Consider the following 23,488-nt stretch of genomic DNA (forward strand, 5'->3'; position numbering starts at 1 on the left):
ATGAAGTCGACGCCGCAAAACACGATGACGTCCGCGTCCGTCTCCGCCGCTCGCCGTGCAAGCTCCAACGAATCGCCGACGAAATCCGCAACGTCCTGAACCTCCGCACGCTGATAATTGTGCGCCAAGATCACCGCATTTTTCTTAGCCTTCAGCCGCTCTATCTCATCCACAAGCTTCATCCTCTGAAATTTGCTCGCATCACTTTTATGCCTTAAGCTTTAGTTTCGTAAGCCTCACTAACCACCCACACTACACGTTTCCACCGCCGTAATTGCTTTTAAACCCGCTTAAAGCGACTAAGACCTCCGAAGTCGTGAACACGTCGTTATTTACTTCATCTATATACCCCAAACTCGGATGAACTAAGCGCCCGTAGTAGCCGCCACTCCAATAGCCCCCCTCCTGCTGCCTCCTAAGTAACCAATTCACCGCTTTGAGGACTGCAGAGCCGCCAACACCCGCCTCAAGCAGACTCTGCAGGTAGAGGGCGGTCGCCAGCTCCTTCGTCGCTATACTTATCGCAGACCAACTGCCGTCGGCGTTCTGTCGCCTCAAAGCATACGAAAGCGCCCTTTCCGAGAGCTCCTTCGCCTTTTGCTTCATTTCTGTGAGTAGTTCTTGTTTTTCCAGCATGGTGGCAACGCCGACGACGTTCCTGATAGCGTAAGCCTCTGTGTTGTAGAAGCAGCGAGAACGCCCCCAGCTCCCGTCCTTGCGTTGCGTTCGCTCTAAAAATTCCAAACCCCTTTCCAACACGGACTCTGGCGGGTTTCCTGTGAGTAAGGCTCTGAGGGCATATCCTGTAACCGAGGGGAAGTAATTGAGCTTGATGTTCACAATTTCCGGGTCTCCTAAATAGGGAAGTTCCCAGCCGCCGCACGCCTGTTGTTTTTGAACTAGAAAGTTATGCCCTCTTTGAATCTCTGGCGTTATTCTCCCCTCATACTTGTAGAGCGCCATCAGCGCCACAGGCGACGTCTCGATGCAATATAAGTCCTTCCGTTCCTTTATGTCAGCACGAGACGCTGGGAAGTTCTCGTAGAAGAAGCCGCCGCTCTCAAGCTGACTTTCCAGTAAGAATCGAACCGCCCGTTCCAATGCCTCAGACTCAACGCCGACTGTTGTGAGCGCCAAGGCAGCGTTCGCAGTGTTCCAGACTTCCCAAAGCCTCCCCCAAGAGCCATCTTTCCTTTGGATGCTCTCTAACCATTTTACTCCTCTCTCAATCGCCGCTTCCACTCTTTCAAGACTAACGGCGCTCTCGCCTTGCTGCCTACTGCCACCTCGCTGCAGCCTTCTGCGGAAACCCTCCCAGTAGTAACGGAGGTAGCCCAGCGCCTCATCCTTCGCACCGTGCGGCGTGTTGTTGTAAATCCACCAATACAAGATGTCAAAAGCCTTCATGCTCTTCCCCCTGAGTAGCCCGCGCGCTAGCGGCGAGCTATACCCCGATCACCCCAGCTCAATATTTTTGCGAACAAGTTAAAGTTGGTGAGGAGATGCAAGACGCTAACGGAGGGGAGGACGCCGCTGAGAATGTGTTGAGGCTAGCGGCACGAGGCACGGCAATCGCACTCGTCGGTGCCCTGCTCTTCACCGCCTTCGACTTTGTCGCAAGAGTCCTAATAGCGAGGAATGCCTCGCAGGCTGAATACGGGGCGTTCAGCATCTCTCTCGCTCTCCTGAACATTTTTACTATTGCCGCATGCCTCGGGCTGCACGAGGGCGCGCCGAGATTCATTGCATTCTCCAGAGGGCGTGGCGAAAGACGTGAGGGCAGCATCATTCTCGCATCTTTGCAGCTTACGCTCACCGCAAGCGTTCTTTGCTCCCTTTTTTTCTTCCTCTTCGCCAAACCACTGGCGGAAGCGCTCCACTCCCCGCCGGCAATTCTCAGAATGTTCGCAACCGCAGTCCCGTTCGCAGTTATGGTTGAGATGCTTGTTGCATTTTTCAGAGGCTTCGACAGGGTTGAGGAGCGCTTCTATTTCAGGGACTTCCTGATGAGCATGCTGAAGGTTTCGCTGGTCGCCGCAGCTGCCGCACTCGGGCTTTTCTGGATGGTTGCCGCTTATTTATTAGCAATTGTCTTGGCGGCGCTTGCGTTCTCAGCGTATGCCGTGCGGAAATTGCGTGTCTTGGTTCGAGAGCGGCGTGGCGTTTGGGCGGGCGAGCGTGAGGGGCGTGCAAGCAGTGTAAAACGTGAGCTACTGCGATTCTCCTTGCCGCTACTCGTAGCAAGCATTGCAGGCATTGCGATTCTGCGGGCGGACACTTTGCTGCTTGGGTATTTACGAGCAGCAGAGGACGCTGGGCTTTACAATGCGGCACACCCCTTGGCGCAGCTTCTGAAGATATTCCTTGACTCCATGGCGTTCATTTACGTGCCGATAGCGTCACAACTACTCTCAAAAAACCGAGTTCAGGAATTAAGGCAATATTACATCGTGCTGACGAAATGGGTTTTCCTAGCGACGTTCCCGCCCGCCATGTTTGTCCTTCTTTTCCCGGGAGCGGTGCTGAGCTTGATTTTTGGCAGCGGATACGCAGCCGCTGATGTCGCCCTCCGCATCCTCGTCGTCGGAATGCTGCTCCATGTCCTCCTTGGACCCAATGGCGCAACCCTCATCGCCATCGGTGGCACGCGCCTTTATATGCTTTACACCCTGGTGGGAGTCGCCCTGAACCTCGCTCTCAACGTCGCCTTAATCCCCGAATTCGGCATTGTCGGTGCCGCCGTCGCCTCAACTTCAGCAGTCTGCGCGATAAATGCGCTAGTGTCAGCGCAAATCCTCCGCACGCACCACATACACTCGCTCGCAGCCAAATTCATGAAACCAGCGGCTACGTCAGCAGTTGCTACGTCTGTTCTTTTCCTGCTTTTCCGAAACGTCGGCGCCACGCCCCTGACGCTTTCACTCTTCTTATTTCTGTTTTACGTGATGTGCGGAATCTGCATGCTTGTTGTGGGCTTTGACGAGGATGACATGACCATACTTCTTGAACTAGCGGGAAACGTAGGCATCAAACCGCACACCATAGAAAAGATTTTCAAAAAATTCATGTGAATGGTTACAGCCTTTTCATCCTTTTTAATCGCCTTACCTGCTCTCTCACCTTTTCACGAGTTTTTTCGTATCTTATCTCTCTCGTCACAAGCTCGCCCTCGAAAATCTCCCTCAACACCCGCCCGTCCATATCCGTCGGCAGCGGCAGCCCGAATATGTGCAGGATTGTCGGCGCCACGTCGTAAATCCTCGCACGAACCTCAAAGCCCATCTTTATGTCAGGTCCCCAAGCTATGAAGGTTCCGTTGTCTTTGCGGTGGTTTCCGCCGGAATCCTTGATGAAGTCCTTGCTGTAACCAATTCTTGAACTAATCCCGTGCACGTAATCGTCGGTTTGGACGACGATATCGGGCGCCAGATGCAAATATCCGCCGCTATACAGTTCCTCCCGTCTATACGCCGTCACTGAAAGCTCCTGTAGTCCCTTTATGATTTCATCACGCAGCCGCTCATACTCAGAAGCCTCGACGACCCCTTGCGGCTCTCGCCCCTTTAGGTTTATGTATATTGGACCCCACGTCCCGTAGCTAAACGCCTTCGTCTTTTCCCAGCTTATTTGCGTCCCTGCAGTGCGCAATGAGAATTTTAATAATATTTGTCTGAGTAATGGCAAGGAATATAATCTGGACAGCGGCTGCCGAAACGGGGCGATAGCTCTCATGAGAAGGGGCTCACTTTTTGGGGTTAGGAAACCTCGTCTTTTTAACCATTCATTAACAAGAAAAATTCTCTCATTGGGTCCAAATCCGTGGTCCGAAACTATTAGGAGTGTAGTTTCCGAATCCAACCGTCTTAACAAATCATGAAGACAACGGTCGATGTTTTGATAATGCCGCAAGATGAAATCCTCCTTGCCCCAGAATCTATGTTGCACCCTGTCGAGTTCTGAAAGCACCACGAAGCCAAAATCCCAGTCGTCGTCGAGCATGCGAAGGAACGCCCCGAACTGCCTTTTTGTTATCTCGCTTAACCTTCTCGATAGTTCATGGTCACCTAATGCAAGCAATACCCGTAGATCATTTATATCCTGTTCGTAGCCGAGCCGCCGCAGCGTCTCCGCAAATTCACTTGGATACGTCAGCACGTCTTCAGAGACGTAGAGAGGACCAGCAGCCATTCGCCCGTTGACCTCGTATGCATAAAGCACGTTCGGCGCATTCAGAACGAGAACTCGTTTCCCATGCTCGCATAGGATGTCCCAAACATCCCGCTCCTTCCGTGTCATCGCTGCAGAGAGGTGAAACTCGTAGCTCCCATACGCCTTCTGTAAGAAGCCAAAGCACCCTATTTTCCCCGGATTTTTCCCGGTGGCGAGGCAATTCCATGCCGGAATCGTCTGCGTGGGCACAACGCTTTCGAGATCGCCATGCGCCCCTCCTTCCAATAATTCCTGAAATGTCGGAAGCCTGCCCTCGGACCCCCACCGCCGGATTAAATCCATGCACGCCCCGTCTAACCCCATCACTAAGACCCTCACCCTCTTCCCTCCGCTCAATCAATTACATGTTCCGTTTTTTCCTCGTAGCAAGTTCCTTGATAGCATCATACGTCTGGAATTCAGGAGCAAGAGCATCATAAACCGGATATTTTCCGAAAGCGAGCTTTTTGGCGCTCTTTCCAATGAGTCCATGAACCGGATACACGAATATCATTCCCTGCTCCCGGAAGAGCGTATCAAGCTCCCTAAGCAGCTCCTGCTGCTCCTCCCTGCTTAAGTCCTGGCTGAATACGTATAACGGCAGCGTCTCCATCCCAAAATCCATAAATACGAACATCGGTCTGTCTTTAAGCTCAGATATGCGATTCCATTTCTCCACATCTAGCTCTTTCTTAGCAATTTCCTCCGGGCTCGGGGATATGGTGACAAAATCCAAATCTGGCGGCGAATACGGGAATGCCGGGTATGCAAACCATGAGCCAACATAGATGTATTTCTCTTTTGAGCGCCCGTAACGATGGATTTCGTCCACGATTTTACATATGGCGTCCCAGGTGTCCCGGACTGCTGGGTGGTGGGAATCGCCGGTGAGATTTCTGAGGACAAACGCCTGCTTGAACAGAGAATCAATCCAGATAGCATCAACACCACAATCTATTTGTTTCTTTGCCCAATTTACGAAAAGCTCTTGGAATTTGGCGTTCGTAATATCTGGGAAATATGCGTCCGCAGTCCGCCAGTCATACTCCTTTTCGGGGTCCACCCACTCAAAGTCCCGTGCAAGCCTTTCTTGAAGCTCCTCTTTGGAGGTATTCGTGATGCCCCATTTCGCAGGGTCCAATGCCATCTTCCAAGTCTCCTCTCTATCAAATGTCTGACCAGTTATTGGGTCTCGCTCTCGGGCGTTAAGCCTTTGCGCCGGTATCGCTCCGCAAAATATGACTCCCGGCACTTCTCCCTTAATCTTCGCCACCGCATCCCTCAACTGCTTATAAGTATAACCACGCCTCGCATATTCTTCTATTTCTGCCTTCGTGAAGAAGCCCGGTAGCTCTTCCGGGGACTCGGGGCACGGATTCCACCGCCACCAGCCCCTGAATACGAAGTCCGCACGCAAATCCTTCAACATGCGAGCCACATCGTCCACACTCCGATTGAAATAATAAGTGCCATCCGTCACCCTCTCGTAAAGGACTGCAACTTGAACCTCAGAGAGCTTTTTTTCCACCTTTGTTCTCGGGATCCAGTAAAAATTCAAGAAATCCAAAACTAACAACACCCAAATCACTACCACAACCACTACCCAAATTCTCCTGCCCATCGTCAGCCCCTAATTAAATACACATAATCCGTGCATGAATCCACTTTTTTATACGTGCCATCCTCACATTCTGCATAAAGCTCGACGGTCATGGGAAGTTTCCCCTCATATTTTCTAAATGGAACTACTTCGAGCTTGAGGGTATATGTGCTATTCTCATCAATAGAGAATCGCCATTCTTTAGGTATATATATTAAGGATACAAACGATTGATTTACAAACATTGTGAATTTGTCAAAATGCAATACCACTATGAAGTTCGTAGCATCCCCTAAATTCTTCACGTGCACAAGCACTGTGTATGCATGCCCAACTTTCATCACCGCCGGCACGCTCCTCTTAAATATGTCCTCAGAAATTCGTGCTCTCTTGCCCATAAGTGTCACTTCCTTGCCCACGCCTTCGTCTTCCTTCTTTATACCTTCCAACTCTTCTACGGTGGCTTTCCTTTTCAGAATAATATAATGTTGTGGGTATGCATACGAACAAAGAATTACTCTATAATCCTTGAGCACTTCTCTTTTAACGTCGCTAAAATAATGCTTATAAAAGACCTCATCCATGATAATGTAATCAGGCTTCAGCTGATTTAATTTTTTCAAGTTGACGGATGCCACTTCGCCTGAATACTCGCTCGCAGGCTTGAAAAGGTATACAGCCGTCGCATTGAAATCGCTGAGGGATAACTGGTAATCCACAAATTCGGTCAGGTAGTGCATGACACCAATGGTTACTTGTTCGTCCACAATGCCGTCTGCGACAGCATCCCTCTTTATGTGCTCTAAGGCATCCTTAACCCATGGGTGATAATCACCAGTATCCCAATAATAAGAAGTGACTGTGGTCACCATGGAAAGCGAGAGCACGACCACAGCGAGTGGGACAACTATGACTCTAAGCTCTTTTTTACGCTCAACAATAATATGCGAGAACATGACATAAAAGGGAGGGAGCAAGCTCAGTAAGTAGTGGCTCATGTTGCCGCTTACGGTAATGGCAAACGACAATACCGCGATTAGTATCACAAAAAAGCTACTTTCCTTCTCTCCCCTCATGAACGCAGGCAGATGGTAAAAGAGTGCTATCAATATAAGAAGTGTCGTGGAAACCACAAAGACTGAAGGCAAAGGGGGCGGTAAAACATCTGAGCCCCATGCAAACACCTCCAGCCCCCGCTTCCAACTCCGATATAGCAACTCGTCAAGTGGAAACTCGCACGGGCGTTGTCCTATCCTTTTAGTCTCAAACTTCTCGACGGCATAGAATTTGAACCCGTGAAACCCCACCCCCGTGTAGATTAAGCAGACGAGAAGGGGCAAGAAGAAAAGGAACGTAAAAAGTAACATCAGGAGTATGCGTCTGTCCCGCAGGACGCCGAGGCGGAAACGGTTAACCCAGAGCACATACGCAAAAATTGTAGGTAGCAAAAAAAGCGCTAGGTACTTCACGTCGAGCGCCAGCCCCAGCATCGCCCCTGCTACGCACGCATAAATCCCGCTCTTCGTGTCGTCCGGACGCTGACTCAGCCAGAAGAAATATAAAAAGGCGATGATGAAAAACAGCATCGGGACATCAAGCATGAACACTCTGCTATACAAGCAGTGATATGCTGAGAAGCACAAGAAAATACCAGAAAGCAATCCCACTTGTCTATCATACATCGCCTTCCCCAAAAAATACATAAACGGGATGCTCAAGCTCCCAAAAATCACTGAAATCATCCTGATCGTGCTTAGGTCCCCATTAAAGAGAACCGTGACCGTGGCGGCGATGTATGAAACTGTTGGTGGAGAATAATCGAAAACGTCCGCCCTCGGAACAAACCCGCTCACTAAGATCTTATTCATGTCCGCCCAATATAACCACTCATCCACGTACATGTTGACTTTTGATACGCCCACCCCTCGTATTAGAAACCCGATTAGGAAAAGAGTGCTTGCTATTAAGACGTCCTCCCGCTTTACGTCCCTCACTTCGTGCTCCTCATTGCGACACCTCACGCTCATGGCAGAGGAAACCTCATTCATTTGTAATCTCATCGTGTAACAGCGCCCGCTCCTTAAGAAATCTGAGCCTGTGTTCGACTACATAATACTGCGAGCCCAGAACCAGCGGCAGGAGGATGACGCTCTCAAGAGCCTTGAAGCAGAGGACAAATGCTAAAAACAGGGGCAGCACGTTGTTAACCATCCGGAAGGCGCATGACAGGTGCAAGGGGAAGACCTTTTCTTCCATCCGCCATTCTCCACGCCGCACGAGGAAGGCGACATAGCCATATACAAACGCCGTCAAGACGACAACCACGCCCGCAAGCGGGACACGTATGCACATGAGCACGCTAAGGGCGAAAAGAGCGCCGGAGGTGGTCGGCGCTATGAACTTTCGGAACAGAGCGACTGCCCGCTCCTTGCCAATACGAGTCACGAACGATTGACACCCCGTCTCCACGTCATGCTCGTAATCGTATATTTGGTGCGCGACGATCTCAGCGACGCCCATGAGAAAAGCGGCGGCTAAGAGCATAAAAGCATCCAAGCCGAAAACGTGAAAGAAGGCAACGACCGTGAGGGCAGGCAGCATCTTCTCAATCAGCCCGTTCACCATGATACCGCACAGCCCCCACTCCTTGAGCCTTGCAGGCGGCGCCGAATACAACGTCGCGAGAGAGTATGCGGCTATATAAACCGCAGCGTAAGACGATTCTCGCAGATACAACAAGTGCAGCCCACTCACTGCGACGACGAGGATGATTATCGAAGCAAAAGCTGCCCTCGAAAGCTCATGGACTGCTCGCCTCTTCCCGGCGGCGATGTCGAAAGGCATGTCGAAGAAATCATTTATCAGGAAGCCGTACATGAAGTAGAAGCCAAGAGATGTGAGGAGGAACAGGGTCTTGAGTGGCTCGCCGCCGACGAGGAGGAGGAAGTAGAGCGCCGCAAATAAGCATATGTGCATGTCATAGCTTCCCCACACCTTCCAACCACGGTAGCCAAGAAGTTTCCGTAGTAGCTCACCACTCACGAAAACTCCCCCAATGATCGGTAGAAATAGCGGAGGTCACTGACGTATTTCAGTGGTTCCCGCACCGCATACTTCAGCGAGCACCGGAGACTCGGCTCGATAAAGCAGTTCATCCAACACTTTGGACATTTCCCCCTTTTTATATTATCCCTCACCGCCTTAAACCTCTCCGAGCGCCAGATTTTTTCAAAGCGCTCGTTCTTAACGCTTCCGACCGGCGGGACGAAGGCGCAGGGGTAGACCATGCCCTCCCAACTCACGTTGCACGAGAAGAAGCCTGCAAAACAATCAATCTTGAGCGTTTCAGCATCTTCGAAGAAGTGACTTATGCCGCGGATGTAAGCTTTACTGTTTATATAAATGCCGTTTCGCCTTGCTCTCTGCAAGGCCTCCTCCAATGCCTTTTTCAGCTCCCCCAAACGCTCCCTTTTCACACTTAACAGGTCTTCCGTTTCCGGATGCCCAAGCGGGGCGTGCCAAGGCTGGAGCCTCACGCCATCGACGCCGAGCTCGGCGGCAAAGTCCACAAGCTCCGGAAGCTCGTGGAAATTCAGGTCAGTGACTATGGCATTAATACCCACTTGCGTATGCCTTTTGCACTCTATGAGGTTTTTAATGGCTGATACCGCTTTTTCGAAAACTCCCTTTACCCCCCGAATTTCATCGTGGATTTCCGGCGTGACCGCATCTAGAGATATGGTGATGGCGTCAAGTCCGAGAGCATTGAGCCTCTTGGCAATCCCTTTCGTGATGAGCGTGCCGTTTGAGCTAATATGGAGCCCCAAACCCCTGCTTTTCCCGTATTTTATCAAATCGAAAATGTCTTTTCGCAGGAAAGGCTCGCCCCCACTCATGCTAAGATACATCGTGCCCAACGAGCTAAGCGAGTCGATTAAACTCTCAATCTCATCAATTGAAAGTTCTTCGCTCTTGTCGAGAACGTCAGCTCTGATGGCACAGTGTATGCACCGCAGGTTGCACCGCTTTGTCACTTCTAAATGCACGAGGAGCGGGGGCGGCGGGGTGCGGTTCAAACTTCTCAGAGCATTGAGCTTTACCAGGTATAATGCTGCATTGACAAGCGCCTTTACCATCTTCCCACCTCATATTTTTGTGAACAAATTAACTTTTTGCTGGGAGTCATGAAAATCGCAATGGTAACGACGTGGTTTCCACCGTTGGTTGTAGGTAGTGGAGTGCGGTTTTACGAAATTGGAAAAAGACTATCTAAAAGGCACGAAGTTCATGTTTACACCACGAGATGCGAGGGCGTTGGAGATTTGCCGGAGGGGGACGGAGAGTTGCATGTTCACAGACTCCGGCAGGTTAAGCTCGGGCGAAGCATGGAAGAGGATTATCACGTATTGAAATTGCGCTTCAGCCTCGACGTTTTAAGGCTCGTTCGGAAAGAAGACTTTGATGTTGTGGACTGTAACGTCGTCTCGAAGCCGCTCGTGCTCGCCGCCGCTCGTGCGGGTGCGCCGCTCGTGCTGACGTGGCACGAGGTGTGGGGGCGCCAAAATTTCCGGCTGCTGGACCCATTCCTTGCGGCGCCAGCATTCTTCATGGAGTTTATCCTGCCGAGGCTCGCAAGCATGAATGTCGCAGTTTCTGAGATTGTGAAGCGGCAGCTAACAGAAGTGCTCGGCGCGGGTCATGGTAGAGTGGTCGTCATCCCAAATGGGATTAACCCAAAACCGTTCGAGAGCATTTCAGTAGAAAAACAATACGGGCGTATTTTATATGTTGGGCGATTGGAGCAGCACAAGCGTGTAGATGTCCTCATCCGTGCATACAAACGGCTGAAAAGAAGTCTTCCGGAAGCAGAGCTCATCATCGTGGGCGAGGGCCCACAGAGCAAGTATTTGAGGGAGCTCTCGAAGCGGCTCGAGATTGATGTGAAATTCTACGGCTTCATGCCTCGTGAGCGATTAGTAGCGCTAATGAAGTCAGCATGGGCGTTTGTGCTCCCGTCGGTGCGAGAAGGGCAAGGCATAGTGCTCCTCGAAGCGATGGCAGCAGGGACGCCGCCCGTTGCAGTCGCCGCAAAGGATAGCGGCGTCGTCGACGTCGTTAGGCATGAATACAACGGCTTGCTCGCTTCTGAATCTTTAGAAAGTTTGGAGAGCGCCATAAAAAGGTTGCTGGAGGATGAGGGGCTACACCGTCGTTTGCGAGCTGGTGGGCAGAAGTTCGTGAGAGGCTACAACTGGGACGTGATTGCAGGGCGGGTTGAAGAAATTTACGAACGCGTGTTGGTGTGAGAGTAAGACAAGTGGGTTGATATGCGGCGAAGAGGACGCAAGCGGTATTTGATATTGGGTGAGGGCTACGGGACGGGCTACGAGCGTTACGCCTTCGACGAGTTCGCAGGCGAGTTGGTAAGGAGATATGAGGTTTCCACAGTGCTGGAGCTGCCGGCGGACGGCATCATGGGCATCCCCGGACTCAACAGTCTGATCTTCGCTGAGTTAGGCTGCGCCGTCACAGTCGCCCACCCCTCTAGGAGGTTGCTGCTGGACGCCAAACGCCTCTGGGCGGCGCTCGGCTTGGAAGCAAGCTTCGTCACGACGCATTACCTCCGTTCAGCATTCAAAGACGACGCCTTCGACCTCGTTCGGAACTTCTGCGTCATCGAGCACGTCAGCGACGCCAGAGGCATGATTAGAGAGATGCTTCGGGTGACGAGGCGGTATGTCCTCCTTGAAACGCAAAACGTGCGCAACATCGGGCTTCCGCTGCACCGCCTTTACCACTTCCTGCGGAGAGAGCCTTGGGTGCATGGGAACATGGAGAAAGCACGGCTCTCTTACGTAAGGCGACTACTTGAGCAAGAGGGGGGGCGTGTTTTGGAGGTGGGGGCGATGGACATGCCACCGTGGCCGGACATTGACATGCGTCTCCGAAAGACGCACAACCAAACCGCAGCCGTCTCTGAACAAAATGTGGACTCGACGAGCTCTGAAATAAGACCTAATGTCAAGCTGAGACCCGTTGCAGAAGTCATCAGCGAACTTCAGGGCGCTTCTGCGGCGCCGCCCGCCTTTGCTGAGCGCCTGTTCGGCATCTGGTATAAGCTCGTTGAGAGCAAGATGCCGACGCCGCTGAAGGTTGCATTTGCGCACCACTCCTACCTCGTAGTGGAAAAATGCCGACGAAAATAATCAGATGCAAAAGATACGACGTGAAAGTGCTGCGCTGCCTGCTGAGCGAAGCGTTTGACGAGTTTGGAGTGTCGCCGCCGAGCGACGTTCCGACGCTGCTGAAGCCGAACATCGTGATTGCAGCGAAGCCTCGCTCCGCCATTATTACGCATCCCGCCGTCGTGGAGGCAACAATAAAGGCGTTTCTCGAAAATGGCGTTCGTAAAATCATCATTGGCGAAGGTCCTGGGCTTGGGGCGGACGAGAGAAAGTTCTTCACCGCTGCCGGTTATGAGCGTTTGCGCCGCAAATACGACGTGACGCTTTTGAATCTAAACAAGGCGGAACGTGTGGAGGTGAGCTGGAAATACGGCACGCTTAAAATCCCGAAAATCGTCGTCGACGCTTTTTATGTGAACATGCCGAAGCTGAAAACGCACGGGAACACCGTCGTAACCCTCTCCATAAAAAACCAGAAAGGGTTGCTTTTAAACGCCGACAAAAAGCGCTTCCACTTGTTGGGGCTGCACGAGCCGCTCGTTGAGCTTTTAAAAGTTGTGAAGCCTGACCTCGTCGTCGTTGACGGCATCGTCGGCATGGAAGGCGAAGGTCCGCTCAACGGCAAGAGGAAAAAAGCAAACGTCATCGTCGTCAGCACCGACGCCGTAGCGGCGGACATCACGTGCTGCCGTCTTATGCGCATAGAGCCCAAAAACGTGGAACACTTAAAAATGGCAATCGAGCAGAGGCTGTGCGGTGAACCGGGCGGCGGCGCAGAGCCTGACGTTAAGGACGCTGAAGCCGTGAAAGCGAGCTTTAAGCCACCGCACGAGAGCTACGGGCGGTTGTTGAACGTGTATTCGTGGAGAAATCCTTATGCGTGCTCGATGTGCATAGATGCATTCTCTCTTGCCATCAAAAGTGCATTCAGTCGCCCGAAATATTGGGGAACGCTCCTGCGCTTTTTATACTTTGCGGCGTTCCACAGGATTGATGTCATCCAAGGACGGCATGCGAAAGTCCCTGAAGGGGCGCAAGGCATCTTAATATGCCTCGGAAACTGCACTAAGGATGTTACGGCGGAGAATGCCGTTCATGTCGAAGGCTGTCCGCCTGACGCCGAGAGCATCCTCGGAGCACTTCGCTCTGCACTGTAGGGTGTGGCGGCGGGGCTTCAGCGTTTAGGCGCTAGGGAAGAGCATTTTCCTTTAGTGGACGCATGTCGGGGGCTACAAGAGTGATATTATCATGCCTATGAGCAAGTAAGTCTCATTCCCTATGCGTTGGAGTTTCCCACGAGAGGGAGGGCTGTTGCTGACAACCCCGGCGTTTTTCCTGACCCAAAATGTAGTCGGAAGCATCTCCGCCTCAAACGAGTCATAGAATATTATCACAGCCTCAGACTCTCCACGCAGACGTTTGAATCGTCCTACCTACCAACCGTCATCTCCCTATAAACTTTTAGTCCATCCTCCACGGCACGACTCCCGAAATAAAACGCAATGACTGTAGCGAACACCCATGTGAAGAGCGTGCTACGGGACTGTCAGGCAACGCTCTCCGACGCCAAAGATGCTGAATGCCAGCAGTAAGAAGTATACGACGTGACGGTTATCATCAACGCCCTTTTTATCTCACGCTTGTCGAGCACGCCGACCGGCTCCGATGCCAGAGATGCAAGCCCGGTCTCGATGGCTTTCTTGCCTCCTCGGTCTCCATTTTCAGCTTCAAGCTCAAAAGTCTTTCAATCCGACTTTTCTTGTCGTTTTCGTAAGCTTTCTTAGTCATGTGATCCATGCCGCTAAGGAAAGGACGAAAATTGCTGAGAGCAGCCCCAACAGCTAAAGCTTCCAAGTTGGAGTTCTGCAAGCGGCTCTGTGACGGGGCATGAACTAAAGCACAAGCGCTCCCGACCAAGATCGCCAAACATGCCGTTATAATCAAAGCACGTCTCATCTCTCCTCCCTCTCAAGTGTGTCGCGGGCATCATTATGACGGAAGGTGGTGCATCGCGTGAGGAATTTCCACTCAGCCGATGCAAACGTGCATCACAAACCGTGGTGGTCACCGTCGCCAGCGAGAACTATTAACTCAATCCGAAATGCTCAACCCGTAGCGTTCAGCGATTTCCTTGAAGGCGTCCGCCACGTATTTCACTTGCTGCCAGCTCAGCCCGTAGATATTCAGCTTCAGCTCTTTAGTCATCCCCGGCGTCAGCCCCGTGATTTTACGGCGACGGAGTTCTTCATGCAGGAAGAAGCCCCGACGTTTATGCTTCTTGGCTACGACATCAAAAGAGCGTTCGGTGTTGAATGCTGAAAGCGTGTGCCGCCTTGGCAGCTCGCTTAAAACTTCCGTTCCTTCGATTTTCAGGAGTTCCGAGGCGAAGAAGTTCGACTTCCGCACCTCCGCGTCCCATTTTTCGACGCGTTCTTTCACGTGCGGGAACGCCGCCATCATCGCAACGAGCGGCGCACCCATCACCGTGCAGCCGAGAAGGTGCGTCTCCTTGACTTCGAACTTGCGGCCGGTGACGTCGCCTCTCGCCTCCGCCGTTTTGAAAACCACCGACGCCCACTCCTCGGTCGTCGCCAGAACGCCGGTAGGTGCCGGCGCCGCCATGCTCTTGTGCCCGGAGCCGACGACAAAGTCCGCCCCGATATCTTTGCCATCCACGGGCATGACACCAACCGAATACGCACCGTTGTAAAGGAAAGGAACGCCGAACTCCCGGCAGACCCTTGCGACGCCCTTGACGTCGTGCTCGTTCCCGAAAATATAGTCGAAGTGCTCGATCGCAACGAGTTTCGGTAGGCGTCCCGTTTTCTCTTTGACCTCCTCAATCTTCGAGGCGACCGCCTCGCCGGTGATCTTTCCGTCGGCGAGCGGCACCTCTCGCCAGACGCCGCCCGCCGCCTCGATGGCTAAGCACAGCGAGTAATGCGCAAGCGCCGAAACAAGCACGACATCTCCTTTTTCCAAAAGGGCGTTCGTCACAATTCTGAAACCGTCCCTCGCACCCCGCACGACACGGGCAACGTCCATGTTCAAAAACTCCGCAAGCTCCTCAAGAAACTCCGCAATCGGCGGTCTTCTTATATGGTCAAGGCGATGCGGCGCTAGGCAATAATCGCAGACGGAATAGCCGTCGCCGTAGGCAATCAAAACCTTGCGCGCTTCGGGCGTGAGCCGCCCGCCCGCTTGTATAGGATCTATGTTTATAAACTCTTCCTCCCTCGTTCGCAGCTCTATCTTGTCAACGACGTATTTCAGATGCCCCCTCATAGTGCCCTTTAAAATCCCACAAACCTCGTCTAAAATCCCCTCAAGCCTCCCTTTAAGCGCCTCATCAAGCTCCTTAGCCGCAGTCTCCCTTAAAACTTCCCTCGCTTCTTCGAGGGCAAACATCGCCCTAAAAATCCTCTGAACTGCCTCTCTCCTGTCCATAGTGGCGGGCATATCTTGGCGCCCTTTCACCTCCGTTATCTTAAATTCTAACGGCAGCGTCAAAGCACGCTTCGGACTAACAATTATGAGCGCTACGGGCTTAACTCTATTTTCTTTAATACCGATAAACTTTTATAACTCTCAGAGATGATATTTTGTTGGACGTTAAAGGAGAAAAATGCACATAAGAGGGTGGTGGGCTCGTAACTCAGGGGTAGAGTGCCGCCTTCGCGAGGCGGAAGCCAGGGGTTCAAATCCCCTCGAGTCCATTATTTAAAGGAGACGTAGATGCCATATGATGCCACAAATTGGTTACGACAGGGCTATTACTGTTTTTAGCCCAGATGGGAGACTTTTTCAGGTGGAATACGCAAGGGAGGCGGTGAAGCGAGGGACGACCGCCATCGGCATAAAGGCGAAAAACGGCGTCGCCCTCCTCGTGGACAAGCGGGTGACGTCACGGCTGCTCGAAGCGTCCTCGATAGAAAAAATTTTCAGGGTTGATGAGCATATAGGGGCAGCGACCTCGGGATTAGTCGCTGACGCCCGTGTGCTCATCGATAGGGGCAGAGTCGAGGCTCAAATAAACAGGATTGTTTACGATGAACCGATAAGCGTCGAGACGCTTGCGAAGAGAATTTGTGACTTCAAGCAGACATACACGCAGTTCGGCGGCGTCAGGCCCTTTGGCACCGCTCTTCTCATCGCCGGCGTCTATAACGGCAAAAACTACTTATTTGAAACCGACCCAAGCGGTGCGCTCCTCGAATATAAGGCGACGGCAATAGGCTCCGGACGCAACACCGTCATCGAGATTTTCGAGGAGAAATACGACGAGGGCATGACGCTTGAGGAAGCTATCTTGCTCGGGCTTGAAGCCCTCTATAAAGTTACTGAGGGCAAGATGGACGTTCACACCATCGACATTGGCGTTATCGAGACCGAGAAAGAGAAGTTTCGGATGTTAGATGTCGAGGAGATGGGGCGGTATATTGAAGAGGCAATACGCAGGCAGGCATGAGAAATGGTCAGCTTGGACAGGGCAGTAGTGGCGAGGCTCAAGCTCAAGAAGAAGACTTTTGAAGTCCTTGTTGACCCCGAAAAAGCATATTCCATCAAGGAGGGCACGGAAATAAGCATGAACGACGTGCTTGCCGTCGAAGAGGTTTTCGAAGACGCCTCTAAGGGCAAAAGAGCCTCTGAGAGCGACATTTTGAGGGAGTTCGCAACGACCGATGTCATGGAAATTGCAAAGCGGATTATTAGAGAGGGAGAAATCCAGCTGACGACCGAACAGAGGCGGAAGATGGTAGAAGAGAAAAGGCGGCTCGTAATAGATACGATCGCCCGTAATGCGATAAACCCGCAGACAGGCACGCCACATCCGCCATTGCGAATAGAGCTTGCGATGAAGGAGGCAAAAGTGCATATAGACCCATCAAAGAGCGTTGATGAGCTGGTCAGCAGGACGATAAAAGCAATACGCCCGATACTACCAATAAGAATTGAGGAGCGAGAGGTGGCTGTGAAAATTCCAAATATTTATTCAAACAGGGTATATGAGCTTCAGAAAAGATACAATGTCGTTAGGGAGGAATGGCAGCCCGACGGCTCCTACATAGCAATCTTCAGGATTCCAGCAGGCATAAAGGATGAATTTTTTGAATTCTTGAACAAGATAACCCATGGCGAGGCTGAGACGAGAATATTAAGATGAGCTTGAGTGTTTTGTGAGACGGAGGCTGCGTTATGGAGCATTGGCTGTGTTGTGGGACGGAGGTGATGTTATGTATAAGATAGTGGTTCCGGGAGATTTTCTTTCGGAGGATGTAAGAAGGGCAGGAGAGGGAACGTATGTGGAGAACGGGAAAGTATATGCGATGAGGTATGGTATTTTAGACGACAAGGACGAGATAAGAGTGGTCCCGCTTTCAGGTAAATATATACCCAGAAGGGGCGACGTGCTGATTGGGCGAGTCGAAGACATAACGTTTCCGTATTGGGTCTTCGACATAGCGTCGCCGTATAAGGGGCTGCTGCATGTCTCGGAGTTCCCTGCGAAGGTCGAATATGGGACAATGGACAAGTTTTTGAGGGTGGATGACCTTGCAATAGTGAAGGTCGTAAACGTGGACCCGACCATGCGAGTGGAGCTTGCGCTGAAGGAGGAGTTCCGCCCGCCGCTACATGGCGGACGGCTCGTGGAAGTCCCACACACGAAGATTCCGAGAATCATAGGCAGGAACGGTTCGATGATAAAATTATTGAAGGAGGAAGGGCGGTGCTTCATTTTTGTTGCGAAGAACGGCAGGATTTGGATACGGGGGAACGAGCGGAACGTGGATGTCGTCGCCGAGGTCATTATGAAAATAGCGGAAGAAGCACACACCCCGGGTCTGACGGACCGTGTTACGCAATATTTGCAGGTGAAGGGTGGTAGGAGTGTCAGAAATAAAGCTTATTAGAGAGGACGGGCGGCGGCTCGATGGGAGGCTTCCCGAGGAGCTGCGCCCGATAAAGATAGAAGTTGGAGTTTTGAAGCGAGCTGACGGCTCTTGTTATTTTGAGCTTGGCAGGAATAAGGTAGTAGCGGCGGTATATGGTCCAAGGGAGCTACACCCACGACACGCTCAGGATGCGAGGAGGGCAGCAGTGCGCTTCCGCTACAATATGGCGCCGTTCTCTGTCGAGGAACGCCGCCGCCCCGGACCGGACAGGCGGAGTGTCGAAATCTCAAAGGTGAGCAGGGAGGCGCTTGAGCCAGTAATCATCGCTGAATACTATCCACGAGCAGCGATAGACATCTTCGTGGAGATTTTGGAATCTGACGCTGGCACGAGGACTGCAGGCATAAATGCGGCGTCTGTTGCGCTTGCCGACGCGGGCATACCCATGAAAGGGCTCGTCTCGGCAGTCGCAGTCGGCAAGGTTGACGGGCAGATCGTCCTCGACCTGATGAGCGAAGAAGACCAGTATGGTGAAATGGACATGCCAGTTGCCATGGTCACGAGAACGAACACGATAACGTTGCTCCAAATGGACGGGCGAGTTACTATGGAAGAGTTTGACAGAGCACTGGACCTAGCAATCGCCGGCTGCCGTCGCATTTACGAGCTTCAGAGGAAGGCGCTGATAGAAAAATATAGTGAGAGTAGAGCAGAAGAGGGGGGAGTATGAGCGAAGTCTTGGACGAAATACGGAAGGATTACCTCTTTAACCTTGTTAGAAGAGGGAAAAGAATAGATGGCAGGGGCTTTCATGACTTTAGGGAGTTACATATACGGACAAACGTTATATCCAAGGCTGAAGGCTCCGCATGGGTTGAATTGGGGCTGACTGAGGTGCTCGTCGGCGTAAAGTTACAGCCCGGCGAGCCATTCCCCGATACTCCTGACAAAGGCGTGATTATTACGAATGCGGAGCTCGTGCCGCTGGCGTCGCCGATGTTCGAGCCTGGACCGCCTGACGAGAACGGTGTGGAGCTTGCGAGAGTCGTGGACCGTGGCATAAGGGAGTCAGGAGCTTTGAATTTAGAAAAACTCTGTATAGAGGAGGGTGAGAAGGTCTGGATAGTTTTCATAGACGTGCATGTGTTGAATCATGAGGGAAACCTCATAGACGCCTCTGCGCTCGGCGCTATCGCTGCTCTTGCGACGACGAGAATCCCTTGCGAGCGATATGGCTTAGGAAATGACGAAAAGCTGCCCGTGCGGGATTTACCAGTTTCGGTAACGGCTGTGGATATCGCTGGCGAAGTATTAATAGACCCGAATTTGTATGAAGAGAGTGCCGCATCCTGCAGGCTTACTGTGATTTCAAATACCGACGGCACGATATCGGCAATGCAGAAAGGCGGCACCGGTGGGCTTTCTCCTGAGATTACCAAAAAAACCGTGAAAGTGGCAGTCGAATGCGCAAAAGATATAAGAGAAAATATCCTGAGCGGAGTGGTTGCGAGTTTAGAGCCTTAGTGACCTCCTCCCTCCATTAAAATGGAGGGCATCCACCGGATGCGCGAGGTTGGGGAGTGTGCCCGATGGATGCGGCGCTCCCCTTCGGGCGGGTCACGACGCCCCTGACCGCAGGTATACCCACGGCCTCGTCATATATTCATAGAACGTAAGATATAAATACTTTTTCCCACCTCCCCTGCTGCACCTTTGAAAAGAAGGGGATTAGCAGCAACATCATCCTAATGCAATAATGTTCTGTGATTGAAAGGAGACTGGAAGCGGCAGAAGAGAAGAAATGTTAGCAAGCGTGCCATATTCCACGGCGTAACTTACGCTCACGGCAGTTAATCCTTTCAAATCAGAATTTCCATAAAGGAATGCAGAAGGGGGGCGTGTGCATGTTGGAGGTGAAGCCGTTAGCGTTTGACAGTTTCGGAGTGCGCTCAATGGCGACGTTCGTGGAGACGGATGACGTTCGCATTTTAATAGACGCGGGCGTGTCGCTGGCGCCGAGCCGCTACGGGCTGCCGCCGCACGAGCTCGAGCTTCGGCGTGAGCGGGAGTTGTGGGAGGAGATAAAAAGGCATGCGCAGCTTGCGGACATCTTAATTGTCACGCATTACCACTACGACCATCACAACCCAAACGAGCCAGAAATCTATAAAGACAAAACGGTTTACATTAAACACCCGCGGGAAAACATTAACAAGAGCCAAAAGGGGCGCGCTGCGTTCTTCCTGCAGAGGCTTGAAGGCTTGCCGAGGGTTTTAGAGATTGCGGACGGGCAGGAGTTCCGGCACGGCTCCACAGTCGTGAAGTTCTCGCCACCCGTTTTTCACGGCACGAATCCGAGACTCGGCTACGTCGTTGAAGTCAGCATCTCGTGCGGCGGCGAGAAGCTCGTGCACACGAGCGACGTCGAAGGTCCAAGCATCGAGACGCAAGCGAAGTTCCCGCTCGAAGAGCGCCCTGATATCATCATCGTGGATGGTCCGATGACCTACATGCTCGGCTACCGCTACTCCAAAAAAAGCTTGGAGCTTTCCATCCAAAACCTTAAGAAGATCGTAGAAGTTGTGTCGGCTGTCATTGTCGAGCACCACTTGCTTAGAGATTTAAGATATAAAGAGCTGCTGTCCGAAGTTTACGAGCATGCCGAAAGCGTGGGCGCAAAAGTTATGACTGCGGCGGAGTTCCTGAGGAGGGACGTTGAAATGCTGGAGGCAAGGCGTAGGGAGCTTTACGGGGAAACGTAACTGGGGGTAGAACGAGAAGCACGACAAAACCATAAATTTTCTTAGCAATACCCGCAAAAACAAGCAAGAGGTAACATGTCAAAGAGGCTATATTTGCTATGCGCATCGCTGCTGCCGCTGATGATTTGCACGGGCATGATATATTCGATATTTGCGTTATACGTGGAGGAGCTTGGCGCTTCAAGGTCACAAATCGGCTTCCTTTTCATGGCGAGCGCCGCTGTTGGCACGGTCGCCGCTCCACTTTTCGGGCGACTTTCAGACAGGATGCGCCGGCGGAAGCCCATCATTACGTTCTCGATGTTCGCATTTCTCGTAATTTTCGTCGTTTACGCCCTTTCTAAGAGTTATATTGAGATATTTCCGGCGCACGCTTTTGAGGGCGCCGCATGGGCGGCGCTCGGCGCCGTGGCCCCGGCGCTCATCGCGGATATTACGCCTGAGGAGGAACGAGGACGGGCGATGGGCATCTACAACACGACTTGGAACCTCGGCTGGATAATCGGACCCGCGCTCGGTGGGTTCTTGGCGGAGAACTTCGGCTTCAGGCTCTGTTTTCTTTCATGTTCGCTGATGATTACCTTTGGACTTGTGCTCGTCATTCTGTTCGTCGAAGAGGCTTAGGAGGGGAAAATGAGGAGAAAAAGCAACCATGTGAAGTTCTTGGGCACCGCTGGCGCAAGGTTCGTGATGTTGCGGCAGCTACGCTCGTCGGCAGGGACGTGGCTCTCGCTGAACGGCACGAACGTGTTAATCGATCCGGGACCCGGAACGCTCGTTCGCTGCGTTACCAGCCGCCCGAGACTGAACCCGACGACGCTCGACGCCATCGCAATCTCGCATAAACACCTCGATCACGCAAACGACGTGAACGTGATGATAGAGGCAATGACGGACGGTGGCTTCAAGAGGCGAGGCACGCTCCTGTGTCCGGGTGACGCTCTCTTCTCAGACGACCCTGTGGTCATGAAGTATCTACGAAGCCATCTTGACAAAATCAAGGTTTTCGAAGAGGGCGGCAGCCATAACGTGCAAGGCATAAAAATAAGCACGCCAAAACGCCACGTCCACAGCGTCGAGACATATGGGCTGGAGTTCGGGCTTCGAGGGAAGAACGAGCCGCTCATCTCATTCATCACCGACACGAAATATTTTGAGGGGCTTGAGGATGTATATCACGGCAGGATACTGGTGATAAATGTTGTGAGATATGAAATGAGAGCAGGCGTGGACCACCTTTGCGTGAAGGACGTTGAGAAAATCATAAAAACAAGACAGCCGGAGCTGGTGGTCCTAACGCACTTCGGCATGACGATGCTAAGGAACAAGCCGCACGAAATCGCAAAAAAGCTCAGTGAGAAGACCGGTGTGAATGTCATAGCTGCGCACGACGGCATGCTCCTCGACTTAGACCCTTATCTTGAATGATATGGCGTGTCTTACGAGGAGATGTCTTATTGTTATAAGTATAAATACTACGACAAACGCAGGGCAGAAGAGCATCAAAAAGAATACTGAAGTGCTGGACATGCGTAGGAGGAGCGAGAGAAGGAAAATTTTGAGAATAGCAAAGAGATATTACGTTTCGTCTGCGGCAGAGCGTGAGGATAAATATGAAGGGGGACGTGGGAGGACTTCTTCGGGCTCACAATCTCAAAAACAGGAGGGCTACACATACACGGGAAAGAGCGCATATAAACGGCAAAATTACAGATACAATAACACTACACGAGTGGGAGCACGTCAGAACTTTTTCGAGGCATTTATCGTCCTGTTGCTTGCAAGACCCTTCCGCACGGGAGGGGCAAGGGGAGGCGGGCGGGTAGTTAAGTTTGAATAGCTTTAGAAACGAAAAATCTTCAGGGAAGTTCCCATGAAGAAGGAAGTTCAGCTAACAGTGATAGGAAAAGTTTTCAGACCGAACAAGAAGAAGGTTTTAGCTCTGAATAAGTGCTTAGAGGAGTATTTCAAACTTATAAACTGGTGTCTTAGCTTCAATTCGGCATCAAAGACCTTTCTGCACAAAAACACCTACGAAAAAGCCAAAAAGCTATTCAACCTGAACACAGCCCTAATTCAGACAGCGAGAGATAACGCAGTGGAAATTGTAAAGAGCCTCAACGAAAAGAAGAAAGAAGGTAAGGCGAAGACCGAGAGACCAAAGCTAAAGAGAATTTCAATCCGCTTTGACGAGCGTTACTACTCTTTTGCTAAGACGACAAACTAACACCATACTGGCTAACTCTAAGTTTGAATCGTAAAGAGAGAGTAACTTTGCCAATAGTTTTCGGTGAAAGACAGCGAAAGTTCATAGAGAAAGCTTTGCAGGGTAAATGGGAATTTTGCACGGTTGAAATGGTAAAGAGAAACGGGGAGTGGTATGCCCACTTCGTGCTCAAGAAAGAGATTGAGCTAATTGATGAGCAAGAAACAGTCATTGGTGTGGATTCGGGAGAGTGGAATGTTGCCACCGCTGTTGCCATCTCCGAGCAAAATCCCAAGCCGATGAAGGGCAAATTCTGGAGTGGGGCTAAGATAAGGGAATTTAGAGGGAAATACGCACACATCAGAAGAAACTTGCAGAGAAAGAAGAGACTTGGTCATAAGGAGGAGAGAATTGTAAACCAACAACTGCATATAATAGCCAACGAAATCGTTGCTTACGCTAAACAGTTCGAAAAACCAGTAATAGCAATGGAGGAGCTTGACGGGATTAGAGAGAACATGAATGGTTCTGCTAAGCTAAACAGAAGGTTACACGCTTGGAGCTTTCGAAAATTACAGCAATACATTGAATATAAAGCCAATTTAGAGGGAATTCCCGTAGTATATGTTAAT

At 51.5% G+C, this 23,488-nt stretch carries 23 protein-coding genes, 1 tRNA gene and 1 pseudogene; 16 read left to right on the forward strand and 9 right to left on the reverse strand.

Annotated elements, in window-relative coordinates:
• Positions 1–182: quinolinate synthase NadA (gene nadA, locus ACXJJA_RS03910; protein ID WP_456486922.1), on the reverse strand; the 182-nt coding region annotated here is incomplete at its 3' end.
• 70 nt (positions 183–252) lie between these two features.
• On the reverse strand, positions 253–1,407 hold the full coding sequence (locus tag ACXJJA_RS03915; RefSeq protein ID WP_456486923.1) for a prenyltransferase/squalene oxidase repeat-containing protein: 1,155 nt from the start codon (positions 1,405–1,407) through the stop codon (positions 253–255).
• Between the two features lie 95 nt (positions 1,408–1,502).
• On the opposite strand from ACXJJA_RS03915, the gene ACXJJA_RS03920 reads away from it, so the two are divergent.
• Positions 1,503–3,071: a flippase gene (locus tag ACXJJA_RS03920; protein ID WP_456486924.1), complete on the forward strand. Its 1,569-nt coding sequence runs from the start codon at positions 1,503–1,505 to the stop codon at positions 3,069–3,071.
• A 4-nt stretch (positions 3,072–3,075) separates the two neighbouring features.
• Here the strand turns inward: ACXJJA_RS03920 and ACXJJA_RS03925 are convergent, their stop codons facing one another.
• Genes ACXJJA_RS03925 through ACXJJA_RS03945 form a run of 5 tightly spaced genes read right to left on the reverse strand, consistent with a single transcriptional unit; the run spans position 3,076 to position 9,945 of the window.
• Complete coding sequence (locus tag ACXJJA_RS03925) at positions 3,076–4,548, reverse strand: alkaline phosphatase family protein (protein WP_456486925.1); 1,473 nt, start codon at positions 4,546–4,548, stop codon at positions 3,076–3,078.
• A gap of 22 nt (positions 4,549–4,570) precedes the next feature.
• Positions 4,571–5,830, reverse strand: coding sequence for a hypothetical protein (locus ACXJJA_RS03930; protein WP_456486926.1), 1,260 nt, complete (start codon positions 5,828–5,830; stop codon positions 4,571–4,573).
• Between the two features lie 2 nt (positions 5,831–5,832).
• Positions 5,833–7,869: an ArnT family glycosyltransferase gene (locus tag ACXJJA_RS03935; protein WP_456486927.1), complete on the reverse strand. Its 2,037-nt coding sequence runs from the start codon at positions 7,867–7,869 to the stop codon at positions 5,833–5,835.
• Entirely contained in the window at positions 7,850–8,851 is a 1,002-nt protein-coding gene (locus ACXJJA_RS03940) for a UbiA family prenyltransferase (protein ID WP_456486928.1), read from the reverse strand. The genes ACXJJA_RS03935 and ACXJJA_RS03940 overlap by 20 nt, the downstream gene beginning before the upstream one ends.
• Positions 8,848–9,945, reverse strand: a complete 1,098-nt coding sequence (locus tag ACXJJA_RS03945) for a radical SAM protein (RefSeq protein ID WP_456486929.1) — start codon at positions 9,943–9,945, stop codon at positions 8,848–8,850. Before ACXJJA_RS03945 ends, ACXJJA_RS03940 begins: the two co-directional genes overlap by 4 nt.
• Before the next feature lie 48 nt (positions 9,946–9,993).
• Here ACXJJA_RS03945 and ACXJJA_RS03950 point away from each other — a divergent pair, with 48 nt between their 5' ends.
• Genes ACXJJA_RS03950 through ACXJJA_RS03960 form a run of 3 tightly spaced genes read left to right on the forward strand, consistent with a single transcriptional unit; the run spans position 9,994 to position 13,151 of the window.
• Positions 9,994–11,115 (forward strand): glycosyltransferase family 4 protein, encoded by a 1,122-nt coding sequence (locus ACXJJA_RS03950; protein ID WP_456486930.1) that lies wholly within the window; start codon positions 9,994–9,996, stop codon positions 11,113–11,115.
• Between the two features lie 21 nt (positions 11,116–11,136).
• A complete protein-coding gene (locus ACXJJA_RS03955) occupies positions 11,137–12,015 on the forward strand; it encodes a class I SAM-dependent methyltransferase (RefSeq protein ID WP_456486931.1) in 879 nt (292 codons plus the stop codon).
• The gene (locus ACXJJA_RS03960) at positions 12,000–13,151 is read left to right on the forward strand and encodes a DUF362 domain-containing protein (protein ID WP_456486932.1); all 1,152 of its coding nucleotides are present in this window, start codon (positions 12,000–12,002) and stop codon (positions 13,149–13,151) included. The genes ACXJJA_RS03955 and ACXJJA_RS03960 overlap by 16 nt, the downstream gene beginning before the upstream one ends.
• Before the next feature lie 472 nt (positions 13,152–13,623).
• Here the strand turns inward: ACXJJA_RS03960 and ACXJJA_RS03965 are convergent, their stop codons facing one another.
• Together ACXJJA_RS03965 and pscS are read right to left on the reverse strand one after the other, a co-directional pair.
• Entirely contained in the window at positions 13,624–13,782 is a 159-nt protein-coding gene (locus ACXJJA_RS03965; protein WP_456486933.1) for a hypothetical protein, read from the reverse strand.
• Between the two features lie 303 nt (positions 13,783–14,085).
• On the reverse strand, positions 14,086–15,441 hold the full coding sequence (gene pscS / locus ACXJJA_RS03970) for an O-phospho-L-seryl-tRNA:Cys-tRNA synthase (protein WP_456486944.1): 1,356 nt from the start codon (positions 15,439–15,441) through the stop codon (positions 14,086–14,088).
• 197 nt (positions 15,442–15,638) lie between these two features.
• Here pscS and ACXJJA_RS03975 point away from each other — a divergent pair.
• The 12 genes and pseudogenes from ACXJJA_RS03975 to ACXJJA_RS04030 form a co-directional block, all read left to right on the forward strand.
• Positions 15,639–15,710: transfer RNA gene (locus ACXJJA_RS03975), tRNA-Ala, on the forward strand.
• Positions 15,711–15,736: 26 nt separating this feature from the next.
• A complete protein-coding gene (gene psmA / locus ACXJJA_RS03980) occupies positions 15,737–16,462 on the forward strand; it encodes an archaeal proteasome endopeptidase complex subunit alpha (protein ID WP_456486934.1) in 726 nt (241 codons plus the stop codon).
• Between the two features lie 3 nt (positions 16,463–16,465).
• Positions 16,466–17,158 carry a ribosome assembly factor SBDS gene (locus ACXJJA_RS03985; protein WP_456486935.1) on the forward strand — a complete coding sequence of 231 codons (693 nt, stop codon included), beginning with the start codon at positions 16,466–16,468 and terminating at the stop codon, positions 17,156–17,158.
• A 70-nt stretch (positions 17,159–17,228) separates the two neighbouring features.
• Positions 17,229–17,906 carry an exosome complex RNA-binding protein Rrp4 gene (gene rrp4, locus ACXJJA_RS03990; protein WP_456486936.1) on the forward strand — a complete coding sequence of 226 codons (678 nt, stop codon included), beginning with the start codon at positions 17,229–17,231 and terminating at the stop codon, positions 17,904–17,906.
• The gene (gene rrp41 / locus ACXJJA_RS03995) at positions 17,884–18,618 is read left to right on the forward strand and encodes an exosome complex exonuclease Rrp41 (protein ID WP_456486937.1); all 735 of its coding nucleotides are present in this window, start codon (positions 17,884–17,886) and stop codon (positions 18,616–18,618) included. The genes rrp4 and rrp41 overlap by 23 nt, the downstream gene beginning before the upstream one ends.
• On the forward strand, positions 18,615–19,412 hold the full coding sequence (gene rrp42 / locus ACXJJA_RS04000; protein WP_456486938.1) for an exosome complex protein Rrp42: 798 nt from the start codon (positions 18,615–18,617) through the stop codon (positions 19,410–19,412). The genes rrp41 and rrp42 overlap by 4 nt, the downstream gene beginning before the upstream one ends.
• Before the next feature lie 380 nt (positions 19,413–19,792).
• Positions 19,793–20,650 (forward strand): MBL fold metallo-hydrolase, encoded by an 858-nt coding sequence (locus tag ACXJJA_RS04005; RefSeq protein WP_456486939.1) that lies wholly within the window; start codon positions 19,793–19,795, stop codon positions 20,648–20,650.
• A gap of 69 nt (positions 20,651–20,719) precedes the next feature.
• Positions 20,720–21,274, forward strand: a pseudogene (locus ACXJJA_RS04010) (MFS transporter); the annotation flags it as partial.
• 9 nt (positions 21,275–21,283) lie between these two features.
• Positions 21,284–22,078: an MBL fold metallo-hydrolase gene (locus ACXJJA_RS04015; RefSeq protein ID WP_456486940.1), complete on the forward strand. Its 795-nt coding sequence runs from the start codon at positions 21,284–21,286 to the stop codon at positions 22,076–22,078.
• Positions 22,079–22,178: 100 nt separating this feature from the next.
• The gene (locus ACXJJA_RS04020; protein ID WP_456486941.1) at positions 22,179–22,490 is read left to right on the forward strand and encodes a hypothetical protein; all 312 of its coding nucleotides are present in this window, start codon (positions 22,179–22,181) and stop codon (positions 22,488–22,490) included.
• A gap of 33 nt (positions 22,491–22,523) precedes the next feature.
• The gene (locus tag ACXJJA_RS04025) at positions 22,524–22,877 is read left to right on the forward strand and encodes a hypothetical protein (RefSeq protein ID WP_456486942.1); all 354 of its coding nucleotides are present in this window, start codon (positions 22,524–22,526) and stop codon (positions 22,875–22,877) included.
• Positions 22,878–22,924: 47 nt separating this feature from the next.
• A partial coding sequence (locus ACXJJA_RS04030) for an RNA-guided endonuclease TnpB family protein (protein WP_456486943.1) occupies positions 22,925–23,488 on the forward strand: 564 nt, incomplete at its 3' end.

The organism is Candidatus Alkanophaga liquidiphilum, assembly GCF_053996935.1.

Bases quoted from the DNA above. Each gene is read 5' to 3' on its own strand.
- ACXJJA_RS03955 (WP_456486931.1), top strand. From the start codon at position 11,137: ATGCGGCGAAGAGGACGCAAGCGGTATTTGATATTGGGTGAGGGCTAC.
- ACXJJA_RS03935 (WP_456486927.1), bottom strand. From the start codon at position 7,869: ATGAGATTACAAATGAATGAGGTTTCCTCTGCCATGAGCGTGAGGTGT.
- ACXJJA_RS03920 (WP_456486924.1), top strand. From the start codon at position 1,503: ATGCAAGACGCTAACGGAGGGGAGGACGCCGCTGAGAATGTGTTGAGG.
- psmA (WP_456486934.1), top strand. From the start codon at position 15,737: ATGATGCCACAAATTGGTTACGACAGGGCTATTACTGTTTTTAGCCCA.
- ACXJJA_RS03950 (WP_456486930.1), top strand. From the start codon at position 9,994: ATGAAAATCGCAATGGTAACGACGTGGTTTCCACCGTTGGTTGTAGGT.
- ACXJJA_RS03915 (WP_456486923.1), bottom strand. From the start codon at position 1,407: ATGAAGGCTTTTGACATCTTGTATTGGTGGATTTACAACAACACGCCG.
- ACXJJA_RS03965 (WP_456486933.1), bottom strand. From the start codon at position 13,782: ATGACTAAGAAAGCTTACGAAAACGACAAGAAAAGTCGGATTGAAAGA.
- ACXJJA_RS04005 (WP_456486939.1), top strand. From the start codon at position 19,793: ATGTTGGAGGTGAAGCCGTTAGCGTTTGACAGTTTCGGAGTGCGCTCA.
- ACXJJA_RS03985 (WP_456486935.1), top strand. From the start codon at position 16,466: ATGGTCAGCTTGGACAGGGCAGTAGTGGCGAGGCTCAAGCTCAAGAAG.
- ACXJJA_RS03945 (WP_456486929.1), bottom strand. From the start codon at position 9,945: ATGGTAAAGGCGCTTGTCAATGCAGCATTATACCTGGTAAAGCTCAAT.
- ACXJJA_RS04020 (WP_456486941.1), top strand. From the start codon at position 22,179: ATGCGTAGGAGGAGCGAGAGAAGGAAAATTTTGAGAATAGCAAAGAGA.
- rrp42 (WP_456486938.1), top strand. From the start codon at position 18,615: ATGAGCGAAGTCTTGGACGAAATACGGAAGGATTACCTCTTTAACCTT.
- ACXJJA_RS03930 (WP_456486926.1), bottom strand. From the start codon at position 5,830: ATGGGCAGGAGAATTTGGGTAGTGGTTGTGGTAGTGATTTGGGTGTTG.
- rrp4 (WP_456486936.1), top strand. From the start codon at position 17,229: ATGTATAAGATAGTGGTTCCGGGAGATTTTCTTTCGGAGGATGTAAGA.
- ACXJJA_RS04025 (WP_456486942.1), top strand. From the start codon at position 22,524: ATGAAGAAGGAAGTTCAGCTAACAGTGATAGGAAAAGTTTTCAGACCG.
- ACXJJA_RS04015 (WP_456486940.1), top strand. From the start codon at position 21,284: ATGAGGAGAAAAAGCAACCATGTGAAGTTCTTGGGCACCGCTGGCGCA.
- ACXJJA_RS03960 (WP_456486932.1), top strand. From the start codon at position 12,000: ATGCCGACGAAAATAATCAGATGCAAAAGATACGACGTGAAAGTGCTG.
- pscS (WP_456486944.1), bottom strand. From the start codon at position 15,441: ATGGACAGGAGAGAGGCAGTTCAGAGGATTTTTAGGGCGATGTTTGCC.